General features: G+C 57.1%; 17 protein-coding genes, 2 tRNA genes, 3 rRNA genes and 2 pseudogenes. 16 read left to right on the top strand and 8 right to left on the bottom strand.

From position 1 onward, the window contains the following. Window positions 1-9: 9 nt before the first annotated feature. Complete coding sequence (msuE, locus tag JFV26_RS07615; RefSeq protein ID WP_201191145.1) at window positions 10-573, bottom strand: FMN reductase; 564 nt, start codon at window positions 571-573, stop codon at window positions 10-12. A 435-nt stretch (window positions 574-1008) separates the two neighbouring features. Here msuE and JFV26_RS07610 point away from each other — a divergent pair, with 435 nt between their 5' ends. The 4 genes and pseudogenes from JFV26_RS07610 (at window position 1009) to JFV26_RS07595 (ending at window position 5231) form a co-directional block, all read left to right on the top strand. After that, window positions 1009-1278, top strand: a complete 270-nt coding sequence (locus JFV26_RS07610; protein ID WP_201191144.1) for a hypothetical protein — start codon at window positions 1009-1011, stop codon at window positions 1276-1278. 101 nt (window positions 1279-1379) lie between these two features. Further along, the gene (locus JFV26_RS07605) at window positions 1380-1994 is read left to right on the top strand and encodes a LysE family translocator (protein ID WP_201191143.1); all 615 of its coding nucleotides are present in this window, start codon (window positions 1380-1382) and stop codon (window positions 1992-1994) included. Between the two features lie 205 nt (window positions 1995-2199). After that, window positions 2200-3356, top strand: a pseudogene (locus JFV26_RS07600) (aminotransferase class V-fold PLP-dependent enzyme). A 66-nt stretch (window positions 3357-3422) separates the two neighbouring features. Next, window positions 3423-5231 carry an aminopeptidase P family protein gene (locus JFV26_RS07595; protein ID WP_201191141.1) on the top strand — a complete coding sequence of 603 codons (1809 nt, stop codon included), beginning with the start codon at window positions 3423-3425 and terminating at the stop codon, window positions 5229-5231. Here the strand turns inward: JFV26_RS07595 and JFV26_RS07590 are convergent. Further along, a complete protein-coding gene (locus JFV26_RS07590; RefSeq protein ID WP_201191139.1) occupies window positions 5224-6144 on the bottom strand; it encodes a LysR family transcriptional regulator in 921 nt (306 codons plus the stop codon). The two genes, JFV26_RS07595 and JFV26_RS07590, sit on opposite strands and share 8 nt — an antisense overlap. Before the next feature lie 101 nt (window positions 6145-6245). On the opposite strand from JFV26_RS07590, the gene JFV26_RS07585 reads away from it, so the two are divergent. After that, window positions 6246-7244 (top strand): zinc-dependent alcohol dehydrogenase family protein, encoded by a 999-nt coding sequence (locus JFV26_RS07585; RefSeq protein WP_201191137.1) that lies wholly within the window; start codon window positions 6246-6248, stop codon window positions 7242-7244. On the opposite strand, the gene JFV26_RS07580 is transcribed toward JFV26_RS07585, so the two are convergent. After that, complete coding sequence (locus JFV26_RS07580) at window positions 7241-7831, bottom strand: 2-hydroxychromene-2-carboxylate isomerase (protein ID WP_201191135.1); 591 nt, start codon at window positions 7829-7831, stop codon at window positions 7241-7243. The genes JFV26_RS07585 and JFV26_RS07580 overlap by 4 nt on opposite strands. Window positions 7832-7870: 39 nt before the next feature. Next, complete coding sequence (locus tag JFV26_RS07575; RefSeq protein WP_201191134.1) at window positions 7871-8599, bottom strand: SDR family oxidoreductase; 729 nt, start codon at window positions 8597-8599, stop codon at window positions 7871-7873. Between the two features lie 92 nt (window positions 8600-8691). Here JFV26_RS07575 and JFV26_RS07570 point away from each other — a divergent pair, with 92 nt between their 5' ends. Next, window positions 8692-9270, top strand: coding sequence for a TetR/AcrR family transcriptional regulator (locus JFV26_RS07570; RefSeq protein ID WP_201191132.1), 579 nt, complete (start codon window positions 8692-8694; stop codon window positions 9268-9270). Here the strand turns inward: JFV26_RS07570 and JFV26_RS07565 are convergent. Next, a complete protein-coding gene (locus JFV26_RS07565) occupies window positions 9257-9538 on the bottom strand; it encodes a hypothetical protein (RefSeq protein WP_201191130.1) in 282 nt (93 codons plus the stop codon). The two genes, JFV26_RS07570 and JFV26_RS07565, sit on opposite strands and share 14 nt — an antisense overlap. Before the next feature lie 168 nt (window positions 9539-9706). After that, entirely contained in the window at window positions 9707-10594 is an 888-nt protein-coding gene (gene rhtA, locus JFV26_RS07560) for a threonine/homoserine exporter RhtA (protein ID WP_201191129.1), read from the bottom strand. Window positions 10595-11264: 670 nt separating this feature from the next. On the opposite strand from rhtA, the gene JFV26_RS07555 reads away from it, so the two are divergent. The 5 genes from JFV26_RS07555 (at window position 11265) to rrf (ending at window position 16555) form a co-directional block, all read left to right on the top strand. After that, window positions 11265-12803 (top strand): 16S ribosomal RNA (locus tag JFV26_RS07555). 164 nt (window positions 12804-12967) lie between these two features. Then, window positions 12968-13044, top strand: a tRNA-Ile gene (locus tag JFV26_RS07550). A gap of 32 nt (window positions 13045-13076) precedes the next feature. Then, window positions 13077-13152 (top strand) — tRNA-Ala (locus JFV26_RS07545). Between the two features lie 234 nt (window positions 13153-13386). Beyond that, a 23S ribosomal RNA gene (locus JFV26_RS07540) occupies window positions 13387-16279 on the top strand. Between the two features lie 160 nt (window positions 16280-16439). Beyond that, window positions 16440-16555, top strand: a 5S ribosomal RNA gene (gene rrf, locus JFV26_RS07535). Together the 16S, 23S and 5S rRNA genes with 2 tRNA genes alongside form the textbook arrangement of a ribosomal RNA operon. Before the next feature lie 116 nt (window positions 16556-16671). On the opposite strand, the gene JFV26_RS07530 is transcribed toward rrf, so the two are convergent. Continuing rightward, on the bottom strand, window positions 16672-17595 hold the full coding sequence (locus JFV26_RS07530) for a TIGR03571 family LLM class oxidoreductase (RefSeq protein ID WP_201191681.1): 924 nt from the start codon (window positions 17593-17595) through the stop codon (window positions 16672-16674). Window positions 17596-17870: 275 nt separating this feature from the next. Here JFV26_RS07530 and mrdA point away from each other — a divergent pair, with 275 nt between their 5' ends. Further along, the gene (gene mrdA / locus JFV26_RS07525) at window positions 17871-19763 is read left to right on the top strand and encodes a penicillin-binding protein 2 (protein WP_201191127.1); all 1893 of its coding nucleotides are present in this window, start codon (window positions 17871-17873) and stop codon (window positions 19761-19763) included. 12 nt (window positions 19764-19775) lie between these two features. On the opposite strand, the gene JFV26_RS07520 is transcribed toward mrdA, so the two are convergent. Then, complete coding sequence (locus JFV26_RS07520; protein ID WP_201191125.1) at window positions 19776-20732, bottom strand: LysR family transcriptional regulator; 957 nt, start codon at window positions 20730-20732, stop codon at window positions 19776-19778. 156 nt (window positions 20733-20888) lie between these two features. On the opposite strand from JFV26_RS07520, the gene JFV26_RS07515 reads away from it, so the two are divergent. From JFV26_RS07515 to JFV26_RS07500, 4 genes and pseudogenes are all read left to right on the top strand, one after another. Next, window positions 20889-22190, top strand: a complete 1302-nt coding sequence (locus JFV26_RS07515; RefSeq protein ID WP_201191123.1) for an MFS transporter — start codon at window positions 20889-20891, stop codon at window positions 22188-22190. Continuing rightward, a complete protein-coding gene (locus tag JFV26_RS07510; RefSeq protein ID WP_201191121.1) occupies window positions 22187-22942 on the top strand; it encodes a class II aldolase/adducin family protein in 756 nt (251 codons plus the stop codon). Before JFV26_RS07515 ends, JFV26_RS07510 begins: the two co-directional genes overlap by 4 nt. Then, window positions 22939-23880: an NAD(P)-dependent oxidoreductase gene (locus JFV26_RS07505; protein WP_201191119.1), complete on the top strand. Its 942-nt coding sequence runs from the start codon at window positions 22939-22941 to the stop codon at window positions 23878-23880. Before JFV26_RS07510 ends, JFV26_RS07505 begins: the two co-directional genes overlap by 4 nt. A gap of 103 nt (window positions 23881-23983) precedes the next feature. Further along, a pseudogene (locus JFV26_RS07500) lies at window positions 23984-25356 on the top strand (MFS transporter).

Here is a 25356-nt window from a genome sequence, read left to right as displayed (position 1 = left end):
AAGAAATCCTTAAGCGATTTTCAGCAGATTTTTGGGGGGCACGCCAAACAACGGCGCGGCGCGTTCTGCAGCAAGACGAATGCGGGCCTTCAAGGGCTCACTGGTTATTTGATAATTCGAGAAATCGGCTTCGGTGGCGTAGACGCCAATCGGCAGGGTCAGGGCCTGGAAGAAGCTGAACAGTGGCCGCAGTTGATGATCGAGCATCAGTGCATGCCGCTCGCTGCCACCGGTAGCGGCCAACAGCACGGGTGTGTCGATCAGTGCATTGAGGTCGATCAGGTCGAACAGGTGCTTGAGCAGGCCGGGGTACGAACCGCGATAAACCGGTGCGGCGACGATCAGCAGGTCGGCGCTTTCGATGGCTTGCAGCTCGGCTTCTATCTCGGCACTCAGTTCCAGGCGGGCCAGTGCTGCGCCCAGCGGTCGGGCAATGTCGCCCAGTTCGATCAGCTTGCTCTCGATCGGCAACTGTTCGGCCAGTTCCGCCAACAGGGCTTGGGTCAGCACCAACGTGCGCGACGGGCGCCAAGTACCGCCGGAGAGGGCAACAACTTTCAGTGGACGCGACATGATCAGTTCCTTTTAAACAGTTGCTCAGGGAGCAGTGAATAGTCACTGGGCCTGAGCAAGACCTGTACCAATCCTTAGAGGCCCCTGTTTCCGGGTCTTTCAGCGCCGTGGGCGGCGCAAACTGTGCGATTGGCAGGGCTGTTTGTTGAATGACTGTTGCCTGACAAACAGTTGCGTGTGCAACAGTGGCTGGAGCGATGGAGTTGTTATAAAGGCTTGTTTATATTCCGTAAAAGATCATTAAAAGATATTTATAGATCTTAAATGAATATGTACTTGCCCCTGTAGGAGCTGCCGGAGGCTGTGATTTTTTGATTTTTAAGCCTCATTGCCGCCAACCCTGATACCCACTATCGAGCGCGTTGATTTCTACCAAACCCAGGCCGGGCGTAGCCTTCACCCATCGCCAAACAAAAGAATGCCAGGACGCTCCCCATGAATCGGTTACTTGCTGTTTCCTTGCTGCTCGCCGTCTCGGTACTCGCGGGATGTGCCAGCCATGTTTCCCCGGAATTACGTCCCTACACCGCCGAAGAAACCAGGGAACTGGCGCTGGAAGCCTTGAACCGTCAGGGTTTGTCCTTCGATGAATACCAAATGAAAAAAGCCGCATTGCTCGGCCAGCCACAGAAGTCCTACGGTTTTGACAACCAAGGCGAAATGAACGCCGGTCGTGCCGTACACCTTCACGGCCGCCCAAGCTAGCCTGCGACTGTACTGCTCGAACTTTTACGCAACTGTCCGTGGGTTTTGTGCACGGCGTGCGATAGGGTCAATACCTGACTGACCCTGACGGACTGCCACCGATGACGCTTTCGCTCGATCTGCTGTTGGGCTTCGCCCTGTTTGCCCTCGTCACCTCAATCACCCCCGGCCCGAACAACACCATGTTGCTGGCATCGGGCGTGAACTTCGGCTTTAACCGCACCATCCCCCATATGCTCGGCATAACCTGCGGCTTCTTTGTCCTGGTGGTCGCGGTGGGTTTCGGCCTGGGCGCTGTGTTCCAAACCTATCCGTTGCTCTACACCGTGTTGCGTTACGTCGGCGCGGCGTACTTGCTCTACCTGGCCTGGAAAATCGCTCATTCCGGGCCTGTTTCCGAAAGCGAAAAGGGTGAGAGCAAACCGATCAGCTACCTCAGCGCAGCGGCGTTTCAGTGGGTCAATCCCAAGGCCTGGATCATGGCCATCGGCGCCATCAGTACTTACACGCCAATGCAGGGCTACTTCACCAATGTGATCGTGATTGCTGCAGTGTTCGCCTTGATCAACCTGCCGAGCGTTGGCGTCTGGGCGGGTTGCGGTACTTTGTTGCGCAATGTGTTGAAGGATCGCCGCTGGTTGCGGATCTTCAACTGGGGCATGGCCCTGCTGCTGGTGGCTTCGTTGTATCCGTTGTTGATCGAAAGCTTTCGCTGACGCATTGCTTCAACCGGTTGGCCGATGCCTGTTAAGCTCGACTTCAGGAGCGTTCCTACGCACTTTTAAATGAAGTTGTTCTTCTTTAACGGCCTCCGATCAGGTATTGCTGACGTGCGGATTATTCGGTGTCGCTCACAAGGCCACGCTTTGACCTGTCCAGTCACGAGCTTCCTGATCCCGGAACATGCTCTGCGAGTCTTTTATGAATAAACGTCCGTTGTATTTCGACTACGCCGCCACCACGCCGGTGGATGAGCGGGTCATCAAGGTCATGGTCGAGTGTCTGGGTTTCAGCGGTAATTTCGGCAACCCGGCCTCCAGCTCCCATGCGTTCGGCCAACAGGCCCGGCAATCGGTCGAGCAGGCCCGTCAGCAAGTGGCCGAACTGGTGGGGGCCAGGCGGACCAGATCGTCTGGACCTCCGGCGCCACCGAATCCAACAACCTGGCGCTCAAGGGTGTCGCTCAGGCCCGTGGCGTGACCGGCGGCCACATCATCACCAGTCAGATTGAACACAAGGCCATTCTCGATACCGCGAAACAATTGCAGGACGCCGGTGTGGCGGTGACCTATCTGGTGCCGGATGCCGATGGCCTGATAACCCCGCAAGCGGTCAGTGAAGCGATGCGTGACGACACTTTTCTGGTGTCGCTGATGCTGGTCAATAACGAACTGGGCACCGTCAACGACATCCCGGCCATCGGCCAGGTGGTGCGAAATCGTGACGCGTTGTTTCACGTCGACGCCGCCCAGGGCGCAGGTAAAGTCGCGATCGACCTGGCCGAATGGCCGGTGGATCTGATGTCGTTTTCCGCCCACAAAATCTACGGCCCCAAAGGCATCGGCGCGCTCTATGTCGGTCCGCGTGCGCACCAGCGTTTGCAGGCGCAGATCCATGGCGGCGGTCACGAGGGCGGGTTGCGTTCCGGAACCCTGGCCACTCACCAGATCGTCGCCATGGGCGAGGCATTCGCGTTGGCGGCGACCTTGTTCGATGACGAGAAAGCGACCATCGTTCATCTGCGTGAGCGTCTGCTCGAACAACTATTGAATATCCCCGGCGTACGCCTCAACGGCAGCGCGACCCAACGCATTCCTCACACCCTGAGCCTGACCTTCGGTGAAGGTGAGTTCAATGCGGCGGCGCTGGGCCACTCGATCGCATTTTCCGCGACCTCGGCCTGTAACTCCGCCAGCAATGCTCCGTCCCATGTGCTGTTGGCGCTGGGGCACGACGCTCGCTCGGCCGGTCGCACCATCCGCCTGAGCCTGGGGCGTTTCACCACCGAGCAAGACATCGATCAAGCGGTCGAACTGATTAAAGCGGCTTGCGCCAGTGCGCCGGCATTCTGGCAATAAGGCTATGAAAGCGCCGACTCAGATCGGCACTCAACAATAATGATGAAGTGGTTAGCAGGAGACATGATGAGTACGCAGCCTTTGATCAATGGATTGGTACCCCAGCGCCTGGCGCAAACCCGCGAGCTGATGAGCCGGGAGGGTATTCATGCCCTGTTGGTGCCGTCGGCCGACCCGCATTTGTCGGAATACCTGCCGGGTTACTGGCAAGGTCGGCAATGGCTGTCGGGCTTCCACGGCTCGGTCGGCACCCTGATTGTCACGCCGGATTTTGCCGGTGTCTGGGCCGACAGTCGTTACTGGGAGCAAGCGAGCAAGGAGCTCAAGGGCAGCGGCATCGAACTGGTCAAGCTGCAACCGGGTCAGCCCGGTCCGCTGGACTGGCTGGCCGAACAAACCCCTGAGGGTGGCGTCGTTGCCGTCGATGGTGCAGTGATGGCTGTGGCGTCGGCGCGGACGCTGGGCGGTAAACTCGAAGAACGCGGTGCCCGACTGCGCACTGACATCGATTTGTTGAGCGAAGTCTGGAGCGACCGTCCGACGCTGCCGAACGAGGCGATCTATCAACATTTGCCGCCACAAGCGACGGTCAGCCGTGGCGAGAAACTCGCCAAGCTGCGCGAAACGCTTGAGGCGCGCGGTGCCGACTGGCATTTCATCGCCACCCTCGATGACATCGCCTGGCTGTTTAACCTGCGTGGCGGCGATGTGTCGTTTAACCCGGTGTTCGTGTCCTTCGCCTTGGTCAGCCAGCAACAGGCCACCCTGTTTGTGGCCCTGAGCAAAGTCAGCGCCGAACTGCGTGCCATCCTCGAACAGGACGGCGTAACCCTGCGCGATTACAGCGAAGTGGCCGATGCCCTGCGCGCCGTGCCGAGCGGGGCGAGCCTGCAGGTCGATCCGGCCCGTGTTACTGCCGGTCTACTGTATAACCTGAACAGTGGCGTGAAACTGCTGGAAGGCCTGAACCCGACTACTTTGGCCAAATCACAGAAAAGCCTGGCCGACGCTGAACACATTCGTCAGGCCATGGAGCAGGACGGCGCGGCGCTGTGCGAATTTTTCGCCTGGCTGGAGTCGGCGTGGGGCCGCGAGCGCATCACCGAACTGACCATCGACGAACACCTGACCGCGGCTCGTACACGGCGTCCGGATTATGTGTCGCTGAGTTTCAACACCATTGCCGCATTCAACGCCAATGGCGCGATGCCGCACTACCACGCCACTGAAGAAGAACACGCAGTTATCGAGGGTGACGGCCTGTTGTTGATCGACTCCGGCGGCCAGTACCTGGGCGGCACCACCGACATTACGCGGATGGTTCCGGTCGGTACGCCGACCGATGAGCAGAAACGCGATTGCACGCGGGTGCTCAAGGGCGTGATCGCGTTGTCCCGAGCGCAATTCCCTCGGGGCATTCTGTCGCCGCTGCTGGACTCCATCGCTCGCGCGCCGATCTGGGCGGAGAGCGTGGATTACGGTCACGGCACCGGTCATGGCGTCGGTTACTTCCTGAACGTTCATGAGGGCCCGCAAGTGATTGCCTATCAAGCCGCAGCCGCACCGCACACTGCGATGCAGCCGGGGATGATTACTTCCATTGAGCCGGGGACTTATCGTCCGGGTCGTTGGGGCGTGCGGATCGAAAACCTGGTGTTGAACCGTGAAGCCGGCAAAAGTGAGTTCGGTGAGTTCCTGAAATTCGAAACCCTGACCCTGTGCCCGATCGACACTCGTTGTCTGGAGCCGTCGTTGCTGACACTGGACGAGAAACAGTGGTTCAACGCCTATCACGCCGAAGTGCGCGAGCGCTTGAGTCCGTTGCTCGACGGTGCTGCCCTTGAATGGTTGAACACCCGGACGGCGGCTATCTGACCGGTTTGAGTTCAGGCGCTGTCTCCAGCGCCTGACTCATGTAATCGACAAAGGCTTTGACCCTGGCGGATTGGCGACGATTGGCCGGGGACACGGCATGAATCGGCAGTGATTGTGCGCTGTAGTCTTTAAGAATCGCGGTGACACGCCCGGCCTTCAGATCCTCGCTGAACAGCCACGCCGGCGACAGCGCAATCCCCAATCCCCCCAAGACCATTTCGCGGATCGCCTCGGAGTTGTTGCTCTGTGCATTGCCCTTGATCCGCACTTCGTGGCGTTGGGCGTCTTTCTCGTAAACCCACAGGTTTTGGCTGTTCAGCAGGTTGAACTGCAGGCAGTTGTGCTCGCTTAAGTCCTGTGGCGTTTGTGGTGTTTTGTGTTGCTTGAAGTAATCGGGCGCTGCGACGGTCACCCGGTGCGTGGTACCGATATGGCGAGCAATCATGTTGCTGTCATTCAACTCGCCGATTCGGAAACTGACGTCCAGCCCTTCGCTGACCAAGTCCTGGTTTTGATCGCTCAATTGCAGGTCGATGTGCACTTGCGGGTATTTTTTGAGGAAGCCTGGCAGTCGCGTCGCAATCTGCATGCGTCCAAAACTCACCGATGAGCCGATCCTTAGATTGCCGGCGACGGTTTCGCGTCCCGATTGAAAGCTGTGTTCCGCAGCGTCGACGGCGGCGAGGATTTGTCGGCATTCACTGTAGTACCGCTGACCTTCGTCCGTCATGGACAGTTGCCGGGTGCTGCGGGAAATCAGCTTTGCGCCCAGTTCGATTTCCAACGCCCGCAGGACTTTGCTGATGGTCGGCTGACTGGTTTGTAATTCCCGGGCAACCGCGGAAAAGCTACCGCGCTCGACTACCCGGACGAAGATCGCCATTGCGTTGAGTTTGTCCACGGGGGTTCTCATTGATGCCAAATGGGCATGATCACTATAGCTATATAGCGTCTTATCGGCATGAGTGCATTGCAGGAGGATGGGGTTACTCACTTCTTGCAGGAACTTGCGAAATGACTGGCTCACTGGGAATGCGCGCTCTGATTGTTGACTCGGCCAACGGGCCGTTACGCTTGGCCTCGATTCAGCAGCCTGTGCCAGAAGCGGGGCAGGTGTTGGTCAGAATCAAGGCCAGCGGCGTGAATCCGTTGGATGGCAAAATTCGTGCGGGTCAGGCTGCTCATGCTCGCCAACCGTTACCGGCAGTGTTGGGCATGGACCTGGCGGGAATCGTTGAAGCGGTAGGGGCGGGTGTCAGTGGATGGCTGCCGGGTGATGAGGTCTACGCCATGGCCACCGGTATCGGCGGGGTCCAGGGTTCCCTGGCTGAATTCGCCGTAGTTGATTCGCGGTTGTTGGCGCGCAAACCGGCGAATTTGAGTCGGCGTGAGGCGGCGGGTTTGCCGCTGGTATTGATTACAGCGTGGGAAGGGTTGGTGGATCGCGCGCGGGTGCGGGCCGGCCAGAAAGTATTGATTCATGGTGGCGCGGGCGGGGTCGGGCATGTGGCTGTGCAACTGGCTCGGGCGTTCGGCGCTGAAGTGTTTGCCACCGGATCGGCGGGACAACAGACCATCATCGAGGGCTTCGGTGCGACCTTCATTGATTACCGCAAGTCTACGGTTGAAGAGTACGTGGCTGAACACACCGCCGGGGAAGGCTTTGACATTGTTTATGACACGGTAGGCGGTGCGACCCTGGATGCGTCATTCAAGGCTGCTCGGGTTTATCACGGCCATGTGGTGAGCTGCCTCGGGTGGGGACAACACAGCCTGGCGCCGCTTTCATTTCGTGGGGCGACCTATTCCGGGGTGTTTACCTTGCTGCCGTTGCTGACTGGCAAGGGCGCTGAGCATCACGGGCAGGTACTTCGGGAGGCCGCGAAATTGATCGAGGCGGGTCAACTGACGCCGTTACTCGATCCTCGGCAGTTCACGCTGGAAACTGCCGAGGCGGCCTATGACGTGCTCGCTACCGGAGCGGCCAAAGGGCGATTGGTTATCGAGATTTAACGCAAGGCTTCAAGGACGAAGTCCAAGCGGTCCTGGCCGAAGAACAGCTGATTGTCGATAAACATGCTCGGTGCGCCGAATACGCCGCGTTGCACGGCTTTCTCGGTGTTGTCCTTGAGGGCGGCTTTGACTTCCTCGTCGGCGGTCAGGGCCAGTACCTCGTGCGGATCAAAACCGTGCTCGGTCAGCACGGCCGCGACGGTGGCCGGATCATCGAGGCTACGGCCGTCGACCCAGAGCGCATTGAACAGGCAATCGATGAGCGCCGGGAAACGTTCGGGGTGACGCAATTGCATGCCGGTGACGGCACGCATGAGCATCAGTGTATTGATCGGGAAGTGCGGATTGATCTTCAGCGGTACGCCATAGCGTTTGGCGTAGCGGTCGAGGTCCTGAAACATGTAGCGGCCCTTGGCTGGAACGGTCGCCGGTGAAGCGTTGCCGGTGGCTTTGAAGACGCCGCCCAGCAGCATGGGAATGTAGATCAGTTGGCCGCCGGTCTGCGTGCAGATCTTCGGCAGTTGGGTGTACGCCAGATAGGTGGCGGGGCTGCCCAGGTCGAAGTAAAACTCCACTGTTTTGCTCATGGTCGATGCGCTCTGCTTATTTGTTGTTGGGGGGAAGGTTTACCAGCGTTCGCTCCAGGGCCGCAGGTCAAGTTCGAAGGTCCAGGCGTCCCGTGGCTGGCTGTGCAGGTACCAGTAGTTTTCGGCAATGTGCTCGGGGTTGAGAATGCCGTCCTGATCCTTGGTCGCGTACTTTTCCGGGAAGTTGTCGCGGATAAAGTCGGTGTCTATGGCGCCGTCGACCACGATGTGGGCGACGTGGATGTTCATCGGTCCCAATTCTCGGGCCATGCTTTGGGCCAGGGCGCGAATGCCGTGTTTGGCGCCGGCGAATGCCGCAAAGCCTGCCGCACCACGGATGCCGGCGGTGGCGCCGGTAAACAGGATGGTGCCCCGTTGGCGTGTGGCCATGCGCTTGGCCACTTCGCGAGCGTTGAGGAACCCTGAGAAGCAGGCCATTTCCCAGATCTTGAAATACTTGCGGGCGGTTTCTTCGAGAATACTGCACGGCACATTGGCGCCAATATTGAACACGAACGCTTCGATGGGGCCGATCTGGGTTTCGATTTGCTCGACCAGCGCAATCACGTCCTCCTCCTTGCGCGCGTCACAGGCGAAACCGTGAGCTTCACCACCACTGGCCTTGATGGCATCCACCAACGGCTGGAGTTTGTCGGCGCTGCGTCGGGTGACGCAGGCGATAAAACCTTCTTGCGCAAAGCGTTTGGCAATAGCGCCGCCGGTAGCATCCCCAGCGCCGACAACCAGTACGACCTTCTTATTATTCATGGGTAGATCCCTTTGGTAAACGATCGTTAACTGAACGAACGTTATGCTACGATCCGACTAACGTCAAGGTGATCAATCCTGAGGACAAGGCAATGCGTTACTCGCCCAATCACAAGCTGGAAACCAAAGAGAAATTGCTGGAAAGCAGTGCGGTGTCGGCCAAGAAGTCTGGTTTTGCAACGGTTGGTGTCGACGGTTTGATGAAGGCGATCGGCTTGAGTGGCGGGGCGTTCTACAGTCACTTTTCGTCGAAGGATGAACTGTTTGCGGCGATCGTCGAGCGAGAGTTGTGCCAAAGCCTGGCTCGGTTAGGCGGTCATGGTGAGCAGGATCGCGCGAGACTTGAGCGTTGCCTCAAGCACTACCTGAGCATGGCTCATGTCGAGCAACCCGAGTCGGGGTGTGCATTGCCTGCGTTAGGTGCGGAGATTGCCCGCTCTGACATTGTGGTACGCCAGCAGGCAGAGATCTGGATTTGTCGGCTTCAGGAGAGTTGGGCGCGGATTCTGGATAGCGATAGCCTGGCGTGGGCGATTCTGTCGCAATGCATCGGTGCATTGGTCGTGGCGCGAATGTTGGCCACTGCGGATATCCAGCGCACCGTACTGCAGTCCAGTCACGATGAGATTGGCCGCCAGATCGCCGGGCGGCCTCAGGTTATTTGCAAATGACGATCATGCTGCGACTGGTGTAGCCGGCGGGATTAAGGCCGAATGGATAGTCGCCAGGCTCTTCCACCGCGTCCCCCGACTTGGCGATAACCTTGTAGCCCTTGGGCGCACACGAGTCGGCGGCGCTGGTGTAGCACTTGTCCCAGGACGACGAGAGCCCCGAACAGTTGATATGCAGCCCTTTTTTGCCGTGTTTGACCTGGGTTTTCGAGGTCGCCGCGCAGCCCGCAACTGCAAGTACGGCGATCAGTATCAAAATTCGTTTCATTACTGTCCTTATAGCGGCCCGGATCTTTCGCCCGAGTCTGGCTGCATTCGCTTTCGCTTGAAGCGTTTTAATGTCCCTATCTGAAAAAAGTCCATGTGTGGCACTGGGTTACGGGCCTAAACATGGCCTAATTGAGCGGCAAATGCCAGAGCTTCGTCAAATCCGCTATCAATCTGCAGCGACCGCTGGCTTGGCGGCACTGCCCATGGTCATGGTCGCACCGACTGAGGCAAGAATGATGCACATGATGGCCATCCACTGGGACAACGAAAGGTATTCGTGGAGGAACAGCAGGCCCGACAGCGCGCCGAATGCGGGCTCGATGCTCATCAGTGTGCCGAAGGTGCGTGCTGGCATTCTGGTCAGTGCAACCATCTCTAGCGTGTAGGGCAGGGCGGTGGAAAGAATGGCAACGCCGATGGCTACGGGGATCAGTGACGGCGTCAGCAAGGCGGCGCCTGCGTGAACAATCCCGATAGGCGCGACGAACAGTGCAGCAATCATGACGCCCAGTGCGGCGGTGGTTACGCCATTGTCAGCCCCTGCCTTTTGGCCAAACAGAATGTACAGCGCCCAGCAGGCGCCGGCTCCCAGTGCATAGCCAGCTCCCACCAGATCAATTCCAGCCGTTGTGGCGCCCGTCGGTATCAATAGCAGTAAACCCACGGCGGCAAGTGCGATCCACAGAAAGTCGATAGCGCGACGTGAGGCATAGATCGCGACGGCCAGCGGCCCGGTGAACTCCAGGGCTACGGCAATGCCGAGCGGGACAGTACGCAAGGACATATAGAAGAGGAAGTTCATGCCGCCCAGCGCCATCCCGTAGATGATGACGGTGCGCAAGGATTTTGCGGTGAGCTTCGCTCGCCACGGGCGCAGTAGCAGCAGCATGATAACGCTGGCAAATACCAGTCGCAGGGTGGTGGTCCCTTGAGCGCCGACTACCGGGAACATGCTTTTGGCCAGGGAAGCGCCGGACTGGATCGATGCCATGGCTATTAATAGCAGGCCAACCGAAAAGAGGGTCGAGGCAAGGCTGCGGGGTTGGTCATTCATTGCAAGGCTTCGTCCGAAGTGGGTGGCGAGAGTATTGTTCTATGGTTTGGGCAATATACTGCGCATTCGTTGTGGTCGCGTCTATATATAAGCAGGGATTTTCAGCATCCTGATAGAAAAGCTAAATCAGGGCTTGACGGCAGATTCTGGAAGTCTATAATTCGCCCCACTTCCGGCGCAGTCGAAACGGAAAACTCCTTGGTAAACAAAGAGTTATGCAGTTTTCGACAGCGAGTTGCTTCAGGTCATCGAAGCCCAGAAGGAGTTGCTAGAGCGGTGTTGTTTGGCTCTATCAACGGTTCGATCTTCTCGGTCGAAAGTAGCGGAAAAGAGGTGTTGACAGCAGCGAGTAACGCTGTAGAATTCGCCTCCCGCTAACGAGAGATCGGAAGCGCAAGTGGTTGAAGTTGCAAAGGAAACTTTGAAAACTTCTGAAAATAACCGCTTGACAGTGACAGAGGCTGCTGTAGAATGCGCGCCTCGGTTGAGACGAAAGATCTTAACCAACCGCTCTTTAACAACTGAATCAAGCAATTCGTGTGGGTGCTTGTGGAGTCAGACTGATAGTCAACAAGATTATCAGCATCACAAGTTACTCCGCGAGAAATCAAAGATGTAACCAACGATTGCTGAGCCAAGTTTAGGGTTTCTTAAAAACCCAAAGATGTTTGAACTGAAGAGTTTGATCATGGCTCAGATTGAACGCTGGCGGCAGGCCTAACACATGCAAGTCGAGCGGCAGCACGGGTACTTGTACCTGGTGGCGAGCGGCGGACGGGTGAGTAATGCCTAGGAATCTGCCTGGTAGTGGGGGATAACGCTCGGAAACGGACGCTAATACCGCATACGTCCTACGGGAGAAAGCAGGGGACCTTCGGGCCTTGCGCTATCAGATGAGCCTAGGTCGGATTAGCTAGTTGGTGAGGTAATGGCTCACCAAGGCGACGATCCGTAACTGGTCTGAGAGGATGATCAGTCACACTGGAACTGAGACACGGTCCAGACTCCTACGGGAGGCAGCAGTGGGGAATATTGGACAATGGGCGAAAGCCTGATCCAGCCATGCCGCGTGTGTGAAGAAGGTCTTCGGATTGTAAAGCACTTTAAGTTGGGAGGAAGGGCATTTACCTAATACGTAAGTGTTTTGACGTTACCGACAGAATAAGCACCGGCTAACTCTGTGCCAGCAGCCGCGGTAATACAGAGGGTGCAAGCGTTAATCGGAATTACTGGGCGTAAAGCGCGCGTAGGTGGTTCGTTAAGTTGGATGTGAAATCCCCGGGCTCAACCTGGGAACTGCATTCAAAACTGTCGAGCTAGAGTATGGTAGAGGGTGGTGGAATTTCCTGTGTAGCGGTGAAATGCGTAGATATAGGAAGGAACACCAGTGGCGAAGGCGACCACCTGGACTGATACTGACACTGAGGTGCGAAAGCGTGGGGAGCAAACAGGATTAGATACCCTGGTAGTCCACGCCGTAAACGATGTCAACTAGCCGTTGGGAGCCTTGAGCTCTTAGTGGCGCAGCTAACGCATTAAGTTGACCGCCTGGGGAGTACGGCCGCAAGGTTAAAACTCAAATGAATTGACGGGGGCCCGCACAAGCGGTGGAGCATGTGGTTTAATTCGAAGCAACGCGAAGAACCTTACCAGGCCTTGACATCCAATGAACTTTCTAGAGATAGATTGGTGCCTTCGGGAACATTGAGACAGGTGCTGCATGGCTGTCGTCAGCTCGTGTCGTGAGATGTTGGGTTAAGTCCCGTAACGAGCGCAACCCTTGTCCTTAGTTACCAGCACGTTATGGTGGGCACTCTAAGGAGACTGCCGGTGACAAACCGGAGGAAGGTGGGGATGACGTCAAGTCATCATGGCCCTTACGGCCTGGGCTACACACGTGCTACAATGGTCGGTACAGAGGGTTGCCAAGCCGCGAGGTGGAGCTAATCCCAGAAAACCGATCGTAGTCCGGATCGCAGTCTGCAACTCGACTGCGTGAAGTCGGAATCGCTAGTAATCGCGAATCAGAATGTCGCGGTGAATACGTTCCCGGGCCTTGTACACACCGCCCGTCACACCATGGGAGTGGGTTGCACCAGAAGTAGCTAGTCTAACCTTCGGGAGGACGGTTACCACGGTGTGATTCATGACTGGGGTGAAGTCGTAACAAGGTAGCCGTAGGGGAACCTGCGGCTGGATCACCTCCTTAATCGACGACATCAGCTGCTCCATAAGTTCCCACACGAATTGCTTGATTCATTGAAGAAGACGATAAAGAAGCAGCCTGTATCAGGTTGTAGCTTGGTTGGTTAGAACGCACCCCATGCTTTGAGGTAAAGAGCAGGGTGAGGTCGGCCTGAATAGCTCGAAATTGGGTCTGTAGCTCAGTTGGTTAGAGCGCACCCCTGATAAGGGTGAGGTCGGCAGTTCGAATCTGCCCAGACCCACCAATTTTGCTTGTGTGGGACACCTGTAGAAATATGGGGCCATAGCTCAGCTGGGAGAGCGCCTGCCTTGCACGCAGGAGGTCAACGGTTCGATCCCGTTTGGCTCCACCACTACTGCTTCTGTTTGTTGAAAGCTTAGAAATGAGCATTCCATCCTGGTGATGGTGAATGTTGATTTCTAGTCTTTGATTAGATCGTTCTTTAAAAATTTGGGTATGTGATAGAAAGATAGACTGAACGTTACTTTCACTGGTAACGGATCAGGCTAAGGTAAAATTTGTGAGTAATTGCGAATTTTCGGCGAATGTCGTCTTCACAGTATAACCAGATTGCTTGGGGTTATATGGTCAAGTGAAGAAGCGCATACGGTGGATGCCTTGGCAGTCAGAGGCGATGAAAGACGTGGTAGCCTGCGAAAAGCTTCGGGGAGTCGGCAAACAGACTTTGATCCGGAGATGTCTGAATGGGGGAACCCACCTAACATAAGTTAGGTATCTTAAGCTGAATACATAGGCTTAAGAAGCGAACCAGGGGAACTGAAACATCTAAGTACCCTGAGGAAAAGAAATCAACCGAGATTCCCTTAGTAGTGGCGAGCGAACGGGGACTAGCCCTTAAGTGGCTTTGAGATTAGCGGAACGCTCTGGAAAGTGCGGCCATAGTGGGTGATAGCCCTGTACGCGAAAATCTCTTAGTCATGAAATCGAGTAGGACGGAGCACGAGAAACTTTGTCTGAATATGGGGGGACCATCCTCCAAGGCTAAATACTACTGACTGACCGATAGTGAACTAGTACCGTGAGGGAAAGGCGAAAAGAACCCCGGAGAGGGGAGTGAAATAGATCCTGAAACCGTATGCGTACAAGCAGTGGGAGCCCACTTTGTTGGGTGACTGCGTACCTTTTGTATAATGGGTCAGCGACTTATTTTCAGTGGCGAGCTTAACCGAATAGGGGAGGCGTAGCGAAAGCGAGTCTTAATAGGGCGTCTAGTCGCTGGGAATAGACCCGAAACCGGGCGATCTATCCATGGGCAGGTTGAAGGTTGGGTAACACTAACTGGAGGACCGAACCGACTACCGTTGAAAAGTTAGCGGATGACCTGTGGATCGGAGTGAAAGGCTAATCAAGCTCGGAGATAGCTGGTTCTCCTCGAAAGCTATTTAGGTAGCGCCTCATGTATCACTGTAGGGGGTAGAGCACTGTTTCGGCTAGGGGGTCATCCCGACTTACCAAACCGATGCAAACTCCGAATACCTACAAGTGCCGAGCATGGGAGACACACGGCGGGTGCTAACGTCCGTCGTGAAAAGGGAAACAACCCAGACCGTCAGCTAAGGTCCCAAAGTTATGGTTAAGTGGGAAACGATGTGGGAAGGCTTAGACAGCTAGGAGGTTGGCTTAGAAGCAGCCACCCTTTAAAGAAAGCGTAATAGCTCACTAGTCGAGTCGGCCTGCGCGGAAGATGTAACGGGGCTCAAACCATACACCGAAGCTACGGGTATCACTTAGGTGATGCGGTAGAGGAGCGTTCTGTAAGCCTGTGAAGGTGAGTTGAGAAGCTTGCTGGAGGTATCAGAAGTGCGAATGCTGACATGAGTAACGACAATGGGTGTGAAAAACACCCACGCCGAAAGACCAAGGTTTCCTGCGCAACGTTAATCGACGCAGGGTTAGTCGGTCCCTAAGGCGAGGCTGAAAAGCGTAGTCGATGGAAAACAGGTTAATATTCCTGTACTTCTGGTTATTGCGATGGAGGGACGGAGAAGGCTAGGCCAGCTTGGCGTTGGTTGTCCAAGTTTAAGGTGGTAGGCTGGAATCTTAGGTAAATCCGGGATTCTAAGGCCGAGAGCTGATGACGAGTGTTCTTTTAGAACACGAAGTGGTTGATGCCATGCTTCCAAGAAAAGCTTCTAAGCTTCAGGTAACCAGGAACCGTACCCCAAACCGACACAGGTGGTTGGGTAGAGAATACCAAGGCGCTTGAGAGAACTCGGGTGAAGGAACTAGGCAAAATGGCACCGTAACTTCGGGAGAAGGTGCGCCGGTGAGGGTGAAGCATTTACTGCGTAAGCCCATGCCGGTCGAAGATACCAGGCCGCTGCGACTGTTTATTAAAAACACAGCACTCTGCAAACACGAAAGTGGACGTATAGGGTGTGACGCCTGCCCGGTGCCGGAAGGTTAATTGATGGGGTTAGCTAACGCGAAGCTCTTGATCGAAGCCCCGGTAAACGGCGGCCGTAACTATAACGGTCCTAAGGTAGCGAAATTCCTTGTCGGGTAAGTTCCGACCTGCACGAATGGCGTAACGATGGCGGCGCTGTCTCCACCCGAGACTCAGTGAAATTGAAATCGCTGTGAAGATGCAGTGTATCCGCGGCTAGACGGAAAGACCCCGTGAACCTTTACTATAGCTTTGCACTGGACTTTGAATTTGCTTGTGTAGGATAGGTGGGAGGCTTTGAAGCGTGGACGCCAGTTCGCGTGGAGCCAACCTTGAAATACCACCCTGGCAACTTTGAGGTTCTAACTCAGGTCCGTTATCCGGATCGAGGACAGTGTATGGTGGGTAGTTTGACTGGGGCGGTCTCCTCCTAAAGAGTAACGGAGGAGTACGAAGGTGCGCTCAGACCGGTCGGAAATCGGTCGTAGAGTATAAAGGCAAAAGCGCGCTTGACTGCGAGACAGACACGTCGAGCAGGTACGAAAGTAGGTCTTAGTGATCCGGTGGTTCTGTATGGAAGGGCCATCGCTCAACGGATAAAAGGTACTCCGGGGATAACAGGCTGATACCGCCCAAGAGTTCATATCGACGGCGGTGTTTGGCACCTCGATGTCGGCTCATCACATCCTGGGGCTGAAGCCGGTCCCAAGGGTATGGCTGTTCGCCATTTAAAGTGGTACGCGAGCTGGGTTTAGAACGTCGTGAGACAGTTCGGTCCCTATCTGCCGTGGACGTTTGAGATTTGAGAGGGGCTGCTCCTAGTACGAGAGGACCGGAGTGGACGAACCTCTGGTGTTCCGGTTGTCACGCCAGTGGCATTGCCGGGTAGCTATGTTCGGAATAGATAACCGCTGAAAGCATCTAAGCGGGAAACTAGCCTCAAGATGAGGATCTCACTGGGACCTTGAGTCCCCTGAAGGGCCGTCGAAGACTACGACGTTGATAGGTTGGGTGTGTAAGCGCTGTGAGGCGTTGAGCTAACCAATACTAATTGCCCGTGAGGCTTGACCATATAACACCCAAGCAATTTGACTACTCGAAAGAGCATCAGATTGCGGTGTGTGAAGACGAAACGAACCGAAAGTTCGAGAGACTCACAAAACACCGAGATCTATCACATACCCATTCGCTGGAGCGTACTCCGTAAGGAGAACGACCTGGCTACCGAATTTCTTGACGACCATAGAGCATTGGAACCACCTGATCCCATCCCGAACTCAGCAGTGAAACGATGCATCGCCGATGGTAGTGTGGGGTTTCCCCATGTGAGAGTAGGTCATCGTCAAGATTAAATTCCGAAACCCCTATCTGCGTATGCAGGTAGGGGTTTTGTTTTTGCCTGCAGGAAAGTGGCCAAACGAAAAAGGGATAGCTCAATGGCTATCCCTGGCTCCCGCCGCATCGTCAGTGAAACATCGGCAGAACGTGTTCCGCGATCTCCTCAATAACCTCCGCCACCGGTCGTTCGCTGCGACGCATATGCAGGCCAACATGCTGCACACCTGTATCACGCAAGGCCTGAAGCTCATCGATCAATGCCAGCCTCCCGCAACTGCCGCCGAAGCGAACGCGGTGCATCGGCGCATGAGGATTGGCAGCCAGATCCAGATGAACAAAGCTGATGTAAGGTTTATCGCCACCCACCTCTCGCCATAATCCCACTCGACGCCGATGCTCCTCCGGAGTGCCGGGATAAGCGAGCCAACCATCCATGTGTTGGCCAATCCACGCTGGCGATTGTTGACCCAGCCCCGCCACCAGCAAAGGCACCGGCTGATCGCGCTCCGGCAGCAGACGAGCACCTTCTGGCAAAAGACCTTCACCCTGACTCCGCAACAACTCAACCGTATTGCGATAGATTTCTCCTCGTTGATCGTAATCCACGCCAAACAATGGATATTCCATCGGGCGATCACCACTGGCTACGCCAAGCAAGAGGCGTCCATCACTAAGCTCATCAACACTGTTGGCAGCCTTGAGTGTCAGCCATGGTTGACGCAACGGCAGCACGACCGCAGCCGTACCCAACATGATGTTGTCGGTAATCCCCGCCAGGTAGCCAAGGTAGGAAAAGACTTCGAACACCTGTGCCGCGTCGCCGAAGTTCGGGTCGTAAACCGGCACATCGCGAACCCACAGTGCCCGAAAACCTGCCGTGTCGGCCAAGCGCGCCAAAGACGCATGCTGCTTCAGGTCCGGAACACCAAAAGGCCTGTCCTCGACCAGTCTCAACCGCTGGCCATCACTGGACCAGTCGTTATCCAGCGGCAATTCAAGACCTATGGAAAAACCATTCGAGCCGAGTAATCGTTGAAAACGCGGGTGCATGAAAAACTCCAAAGTGAATGATATGCACCCAGTATCTACAGGCCCATCTGCAAGAAAAATGCAGGAATGGGAATATCAATCTTGAGTAAAACGCACGAGTTCACCTTAACCCCCCAACACGTCCGACCGTCGTTTTGGCCTTCAAGGACAACCGTTCGAGGAAATCGCGCTAAAGTGCCGGCGTCATTTTTGGTATGGTGCAGCTCGTTTTTTAATGGACTGATTACAACGCTGAGGATCGGCACCCCCTTCATCGTCAAAGAGCTGCTGCAGAAATGCCTGAACCGATACCCATCAAGGATCACGAAAAAGAGACGCGCCTGGTCAATAAAAGACTGATGGCCTGCGCCTTGTTTGTGGTCGCCATCACCTGCGCACTGGTGGTGCGCATGTACGTTCTGCAAGTGGTCGAGTTCGACTACCACTCGACCATCTCCGAAAACAACCGCGTCCACGTATTGCCGATCACCCCGACGAGAGGGTTGATCTACGACCGCAACGGCGTGGTCCTGGCCGACAATCGGCCCAGCTTCAACCTGACCATCACCCGCGAACGCGCCTCCGACGTCAAAGGCGAGTTGGATGAGGTGGTCAACCTCCTGCATTTGCCCGCCGAAGACCGCACGTTGTTCGACAAGGCGATGAAGCAGGCACGGCATCCGTTTGTGCCGGTAACCTTGTTCTATGAGCTCACCGAAGAGCAGATCGCCGTACTCGCGGTTAACGAGTTCCGTCTACCGGGGCTTGATGTCGAGCCACAGTTCGTCCGTCATTACCCGTTGGGCGTGCACTTCGCCCACTCGATCGGGTACGTCGGTCGCATCAACGAGAAAGAGTCAAAGGCTCTGGACGGGGTGGAATACCGTGGCACCCAATCCATCGGCAAGACCGGTATCGAAAAATTCTACGAGTCCGAGCTGCACGGCCACGTTGGTTATGAAGAAGTCGAAACCAACGCTCAGGGCCGCGTGCTGCGAGTGCTCAAGCACACCGACCCGACGCCGGGTAAAAATATTGTTCTGAGTCTGGACGTCAAGCTTCAAGAGGCCGCCGAGGATGCCCTGGGTGACCGTCGTGGCTCAGTGGTCGCCCTCGATCCGTCGACTGGCGAAGTGCTGGCCATGGTCAGCAAGCCTAGCTTCGACCCGAACATGTTCGTGACCGGCATCAGCTTCAAGGAGTACGCGGCGCTGCACGACTCCATCGACCGGCCGCTGTTTAACCGCGTGCTGCGCGGTCTCTATGCGCCTGGCTCGACCATCAAGCCGGAAGTGGCAATTGCCGGCCTCGACGCGGGTGTGGTCACCCCGCAAACCCGCGTCTTCGACCCTGGTTACTACCAACTGCCGGACTTCGATCACAAGTACCGCAACTGGAACCACAGCGGCGACGGCTGGGTCGACATGGACGCGGCGATCATGCGTTCCAACGACACCTACTTCTACGATCTGGCGCACAAGCTGGGCATTGATCGACTGCACGACTATATGGCCATGTTCGGGCTCGGTGAGAAGGTCTCCCTGGACATGTTCGAAGAGTCTGCCGGTCTGATGCCGTCTCAAGCCTGGAAGCGCGCCACACGCCGTCAGCCATGGTTCCCAGGCGAAACCGTGATCCTCGGCATCGGCCAGGGCTACATGCAGGTCACACCGCTGCAACTGGCCCAGGCCACGGCGTTGATTGCCAACAAGGGCGTATGGAACCGACCGCACCTGGCCAAGACCGTCGACGGCGTAGCTCCGGTGGATACGAACCCGATGCCGAACATTCTGCTCAAGGACCCGCGTGACTGGGAGCAGGTCAACCACGGCATGCAGATGGTCATGCACGATGCGCGCGGCATTGCACGGGCGGCAGCGGTGGGGGCTCAATACCGCATCGCCGGCAAGAGTGGTACTGCGCAAGTGGTGGCGATCAAGCAAGGTGAGCGTTACAACCGGGCGAAAACCCTGGAACGTAACCGCGATAACGCCTTGTTCGTCGGCTTCGCGCCGGCCGAACACCCGAAGATTGTGATCTCGGTGATGATCGAAAACGGCGAGGCCGGTGGTCGTGTTGCCGGTCCTGTGGTGCGGCAGATCATGGACGCCTGGCTGCTCGATCAGGACGGCCATCTCAAGCCGCAGTACGCCACGCCCACCAAACCCCCGGGCGATCCGCACGTTTAAGCTGTCAGGGCTTCACAGCACAGGCTCACGAATGCTGAGCATGTGCTGGAAGCTTTCCAGGAACACCGTTTCGGCCTGAGTCATCTTCTGCTCACGATTCCACAGCAACTGGATATCGAAATCCACCACTCCCTCATCCGGCGGTAAGCGCCAGAGTAGTCCTTGCTCCACATCCCGGCGCACCAAGTGCACCGGCAAACAACCAATCCCAAACCCTGCGCAGATCAGTCGGTAAATCTCTTCGAAACTGGTGGATGACGCCACGATCTTCCCGGTAAAACCTTGTTCGTCGCGAAACAGTGTCAACGGCGAAAGATTGCCCCCCAGCTGGTCACTGGTAAAACTCACGAAATTCTCCGCGGCGAGCTGTTCCAGGGTCAGATTCTGCTGCCCGAACAGCCGATGACGCTGGCCGCAAAAGTACGCGTAACGCTCGCGAAACAGCACCCGCTGTTCCAGCCGGGGCTGCGGCAAACGGCACAGGCCGACGCCAATGGTCGCGGTCTTTTGCAGCAATGAACTGATGATATTCGAGCTGCCCATCACCTCGACTTCCAGCTCGATTTTCGGGTGGGTTTCATGGAAGTCGGCGAGGAACTCATCGTAGTGTCGCGCCTGCACTCCACTGACGGTGAGAATGCGGATCTTGCCCACCACATCGTCATGCCGACTGTCGACCACGGTGCCCAAGCGCGAAATATCCCCGTAGATATCCGCCGCAATACGCAGGACTTCTTCGCCAGTTTCGGTCAGATCAAACCGTCGCCCGCTGCGGGCAATCAGCACACATTCGAGTTGTTCCTCCAGCCGTTTCAACGCCTGGCTGACCGCCGACTGGGTGATGTGCAGCCGCGCAGCGGCCCGGCTCATGCTGCCTTCCTGGCCGATCACCAGGTAAGTACGCAGCAGGTTCCAGTCGAGGCGGTCATTCAAAAAGCGGCGACCGACCCAAGGGTTTGTTGAGGTCATGACAATCTCATGTAGTAGCAGCGCTAATAGTAAAGATAAGAATTTGAAAATTGACTAATCCTGGCACGGAAGCGATAAAGCCCACAAGCGCCATAGAGTGCAACCGTATTCAGCCTTCAGTACCTGCCCAAAACTATAAATACACAGGGTCCTTGCATGCACACCACCGCTCAACCGCGACGAGCCGCGGCCGCTGCCTTCATTGGCACGACCATCGAGTTCTACGACTTCTACATCTACGCCACCGCCGCGGCGTTGGTGCTCGGGCAAGTGTTCTTTCCCAGCAGTGACCCGGTCATGAGCACCCTGGCAGCGTTCGGCAGTTTCGCCGTTGGCTTCATCGCCCGACCGATGGCCGGCATGGTCTTTGGCCACCTGGGCGATCGCCTGGGACGCAAGAAAATGCTGCTGGTGACCATGGCTTTGATGGGCCTGGCCACCGCCGGTATCGGTTTGTTGCCCAGCTACGCGAGTGTCGGTATCTGGGCGCCGGTCGGCCTGATTGTGCTGCGGCTGATCCAGGGTATTTCCGTTGGTGGTGAGTGGGGCGGGGCGGTGCTGATGGCCAGCGAGCACGCACCGGCCAAGCGTAAAACCTTCTACGCCTCGTTCGCCCAGCTCGGCAGCCCCGCGGGTTTGCTGCTGGCCTTGATCGCTTTTCGCTTGGTGACCTCGCTTGAGCCGGCGGACTTCCTCGCCTGGGGCTGGCGTCTGCCGTTCCTCGCCAGTGGTGTGTTGATGATGGTCGGCCTGATGATCCGTTCCGGCGTCCACGAATCGCCGGAATTCGCCAAGGCCCGGGACAACAACGAGACGTCCAGATACCCGGTGAAGGATGTGATCCGCACCTGCTGGCGGCAGATCCTGTTCGCTGCCGCCGCCGTGACCATCGGTTCGGCCGGGTTCTTTTTCACCAACACCTTCATGATTACTTACGTCACCCAGTATCAGGGCATCGCGCGTTCGACGATTCTCGATTGCCTGTTTCTGGTGACCGTCATTCAGTTGCTCTCGCAGCCACTCTCCGCACTGCTCGCCGAGCGTATTGGCGAAGGCCGTTTCCTTAAACTCGTCGCGATGTTGTGCATGGTCACGCCGTACCCGATGTTCCTGCTGGTAGGCACGCAGAACATTGTGTTGATGACCGTCGGCATCGCGCTGGCGGTGGTGATCCTCTCGGCGCTGTACGCGGTGATTGCCGGTTACATGACCCAGGCGTTCCCGGTGCACCTGCGCTACTCGGGCATTTCCATCGCTTACCAGTTGAGCTGCGCCCTGGCCGGCGGCACCACGCCGCTGATCGGCACGCTGCTGGCGAGCAAATTTTCCGGGCAATGGTTGCCGTTGGCGGTGTATTTCACCTTGCTCTCGGCCCTGTCCTTGATCGGTGTTTGCGGCCTGGCCCGCCTGCGCGCCAACCCGACCGCCACCCACGCGGCTAAAGAGGTGTATTCGTGAGTAAACCTGCACACATCGACTCGGTTGAATGGCAAGCCCGTTGCGAGCTGGCGGCGCTGTATCGGCTGGTCGCGCACTTTCGCATGACCGACCTGATCGACACCCACATCACCCTGCGGATTCCGGGGCCTGAGCACCATTTTTTGATCAACCGCTACGGGGTGATTTTCGACCGCATGCGCGCCTCGGACCTGGTGCGTATCGACCAGGAAGGGCGCATCGTCGATCCGGCCTACGAAGGTCATCGGGTCAATGCTGCCGGCTTCGTCATTCACTCGGCGATCCACATGGCCCGCCCTGACCTGAACTGCGTGATCCACACGCACACCGCCGCCGGCATGGCAGTCGCCGCGCAGAAGCAAGGCTTGCTGCCGATCAGTCAGCACGCGCTGAAGTTCTACGGCAAGTTGGCCTATCACACCTATGAAGGCATCGCGCTGTCGCTGGATGAGCGCGAGCGTTTGATCGCTGACCTGGGGCCGCACCGGGCAATGATCCTGCGCAATCACGGCTTGTTGGTCGGCGGTTCCGGCGTGGCCCAGGCATTTCAGGAGATTCACTTTCTGGAGCGTGCCTGTCAGGCGCAGGTGGCGGCTCTGGCCGGTGGTTCGGCGCTCAATTACCCGTCCCCGCAAGTGTGCGCGCACACCGCCGAGCAATTTGACCGCGATGAACAGGACAACATCATCGACCTGGCCTGGGAGGCCGCTCTGACCCTGATCGAATCCCAGCGCGAGTCGTACTTATCGTGAAAACTGTCATCAACACCGTGGTTCTGCTATCCCGCGACAACTTGTTGCTCAAGCAACTGCAAGCCGCATTTGCCCGCAGCGCACCGCAACTCACCGTGGTGCTGGCCGACGATCCTCTGGCGGCCAATGCACAGATCGCCGCATGCTGGTTCCCTTTGCCGGGCAGCCTCGGCGCGTTGCTGAACCTGCAAGTCATTCATTCAGTGGCCGCCGGTATCGATCACCTGGAACACGACCCGTCGTGCCCGGACTTGCCGGTGTGTCGGGTGGTCGACCCAGGCCATCGCCAAGGCATGACCGAGTACGTGCGCTGGGCGGTAATTCACTATCACCGTGGCTTCGATCAGGTGCTGGCGCAACAACGGCAACAGCACTGGGAGCGACCGTTGCAACGAGCGGCGGGGCAGTTCAAGGTCGGGGTGATGGGCCTGGGCTCGTTGGGCAGTGCCATTGCCGAGGATCTGGCCGCCGCCGGTTATGACGTTCGAGGCTGGGCTCGCCGTGGCAAGGATTTGAACGGTGTCCGGACCTTCGCCGGAGTTGAACAACTGAACCCGTTTCTCGATAGCGTGGAGTTGCTGATCAACCTGCTGCCACTGACCGGTGAAACCCGCGGCATCCTCGGCCGTGCAACTTTCGAACGATTGGCCGATGGCGCCGCGCTGGTCAATTGTGGTCGCGGCGGGCATCTCAATATCGATGATCTCGAACAGGCTTTAAAAACCGGAAAACTGCGCGGCGCCTTGCTGGATGTTTTCGAACAGGAGCCGCTACCGGCCGATCATCGCCTCTGGACCCTGCCCGGCGTCACGATCACCCCACACATGGCCTCGGCCGCCTCCCACGATTGTATTGCCGAACAAGTGGCAGAGAACTTCCGCCGTTTAAACGCCGACGAACCGCTGCTCAATTGTGCGGACAGAACACTGGGTTACTAATAACAAACTCGCCCATTAAGTTGGGCGAGCAATAACAAAAATCCTTCGCCTCGAAACGTTTTACTGCCAGTAAAAACAATTAAATAAATGCCTGGAGTCAGTGATGAGCGATCTATCGTCCGCAGAAAAGTCCGGCGCACCGCCGGAAGTTGCCATCAGCATGAAAAAAGTCGCGGTGGCCAGTGTCATCGGCACCACGGTGGAGTGGTACGACTTGTTTGTCTTCGCCACCGCTTCCGCGCTGGTGTTCAACAAAGTGTTCTTCCCGGACTTCGTGCCCTTGATCGGCACGTTACTGGCCTTCGGCACCTTCGCCTCGGCGTATCTGGCGCGAATCGTCGGCGCGGCATTGTTCGGGCACTTCGGTGACCGCTTGGGTCGCAAGTCGATGTTGCTGATTTCGTTGCTGACCATGGGCGCGGCCACGTTTGCCATTGGCTTGTTGCCCAACTACGCGGCCATCGGAATCTGGGCGCCAATCCTGTTGTTATTGCTGCGGGTGGTTCAAGGCCTGGCGTTGGGCGGCGAGTGGGGCGGGGCAGTGTTGATGGCGGTGGAACATGCGCCGGCCAACAAGCGCGGCTTGTACGGATCATGGGTGCAGATCGGCGTTCCGGCCGGGACCATGATCGCCAACCTGGCCTTCCTGTTGATCGCCGCTTTCCTGTCTCCCGAAGACCTGTTGGCCTGGGGCTGGCGTATCCCGTTCCTGGCCAGCGTGCTGCTGATTGCCGTGGGTTTGTATATCCGCTTGAACATCGCTGAAACCCCGGCCTTCAACAAGGTCAAGGAAGCTGAGGTGCAGGTGAAAATGCCGCTGGCGGAGGTCTTTCGCAAGTACTGGAAGCAAGTGGTGCTCGGGGGATCGCGACGATGTCGACCGGTGCTTCGTTCAACATCATCGTCGCGTTTGGCCTGACTTACGGCACGCAAAATCTGGGCTTCAGCCGCAGCACGATGCTCGGCGTGGTGTTGCTGTCCTGCGTCTGGTGCATCGTTATGTTGCCGGTGTTCGGTGCGCTGTCGGACCGCTACGGACGTAAACCGATCATCGTTGCCGGCATCGTCGCCGAAGCATTGGTGGCGTTCCCGATGTTCTGGTTGATGGACACCAAAGAACTGCCGCTGGTGATCTTCGGCTACTTGTTGTTGATGACCGCGTTCGCCGCCAACTACGGGCCGATCGCAACTTTTCTCGCCGAGTTGTTTGGCACGCGGGTGCGTTATTCCGGGCTGTCGATCAGCTACATGTTGTCCGGCCTGCTCGGCAGTGCGGCGACGCCGATCGTCACCACCGCGCTACTGGCGGCGACCGGCAAAGGTTCTTCGGTGGCCTGGTACATGATCGGCGCGGCGTTGATTTCGTTGCTGGCGCTGTTACTGCTAACCGAGACCTTCAAGCGAGACATCAGTGAAGTCCCGGTTGGGGCGCCTGCCGACACTCACAACAAACCCTTCAAATCAGCTGCGGCCTGA

It is taken from the genome of Pseudomonas sp. TH31 (genome assembly GCF_016650815.1).
Lineage (GTDB): Bacteria > Pseudomonadota > Gammaproteobacteria > Pseudomonadales > Pseudomonadaceae > Aquipseudomonas.
This window is presented reverse-complemented; position numbering and strand designations above follow the sequence as displayed.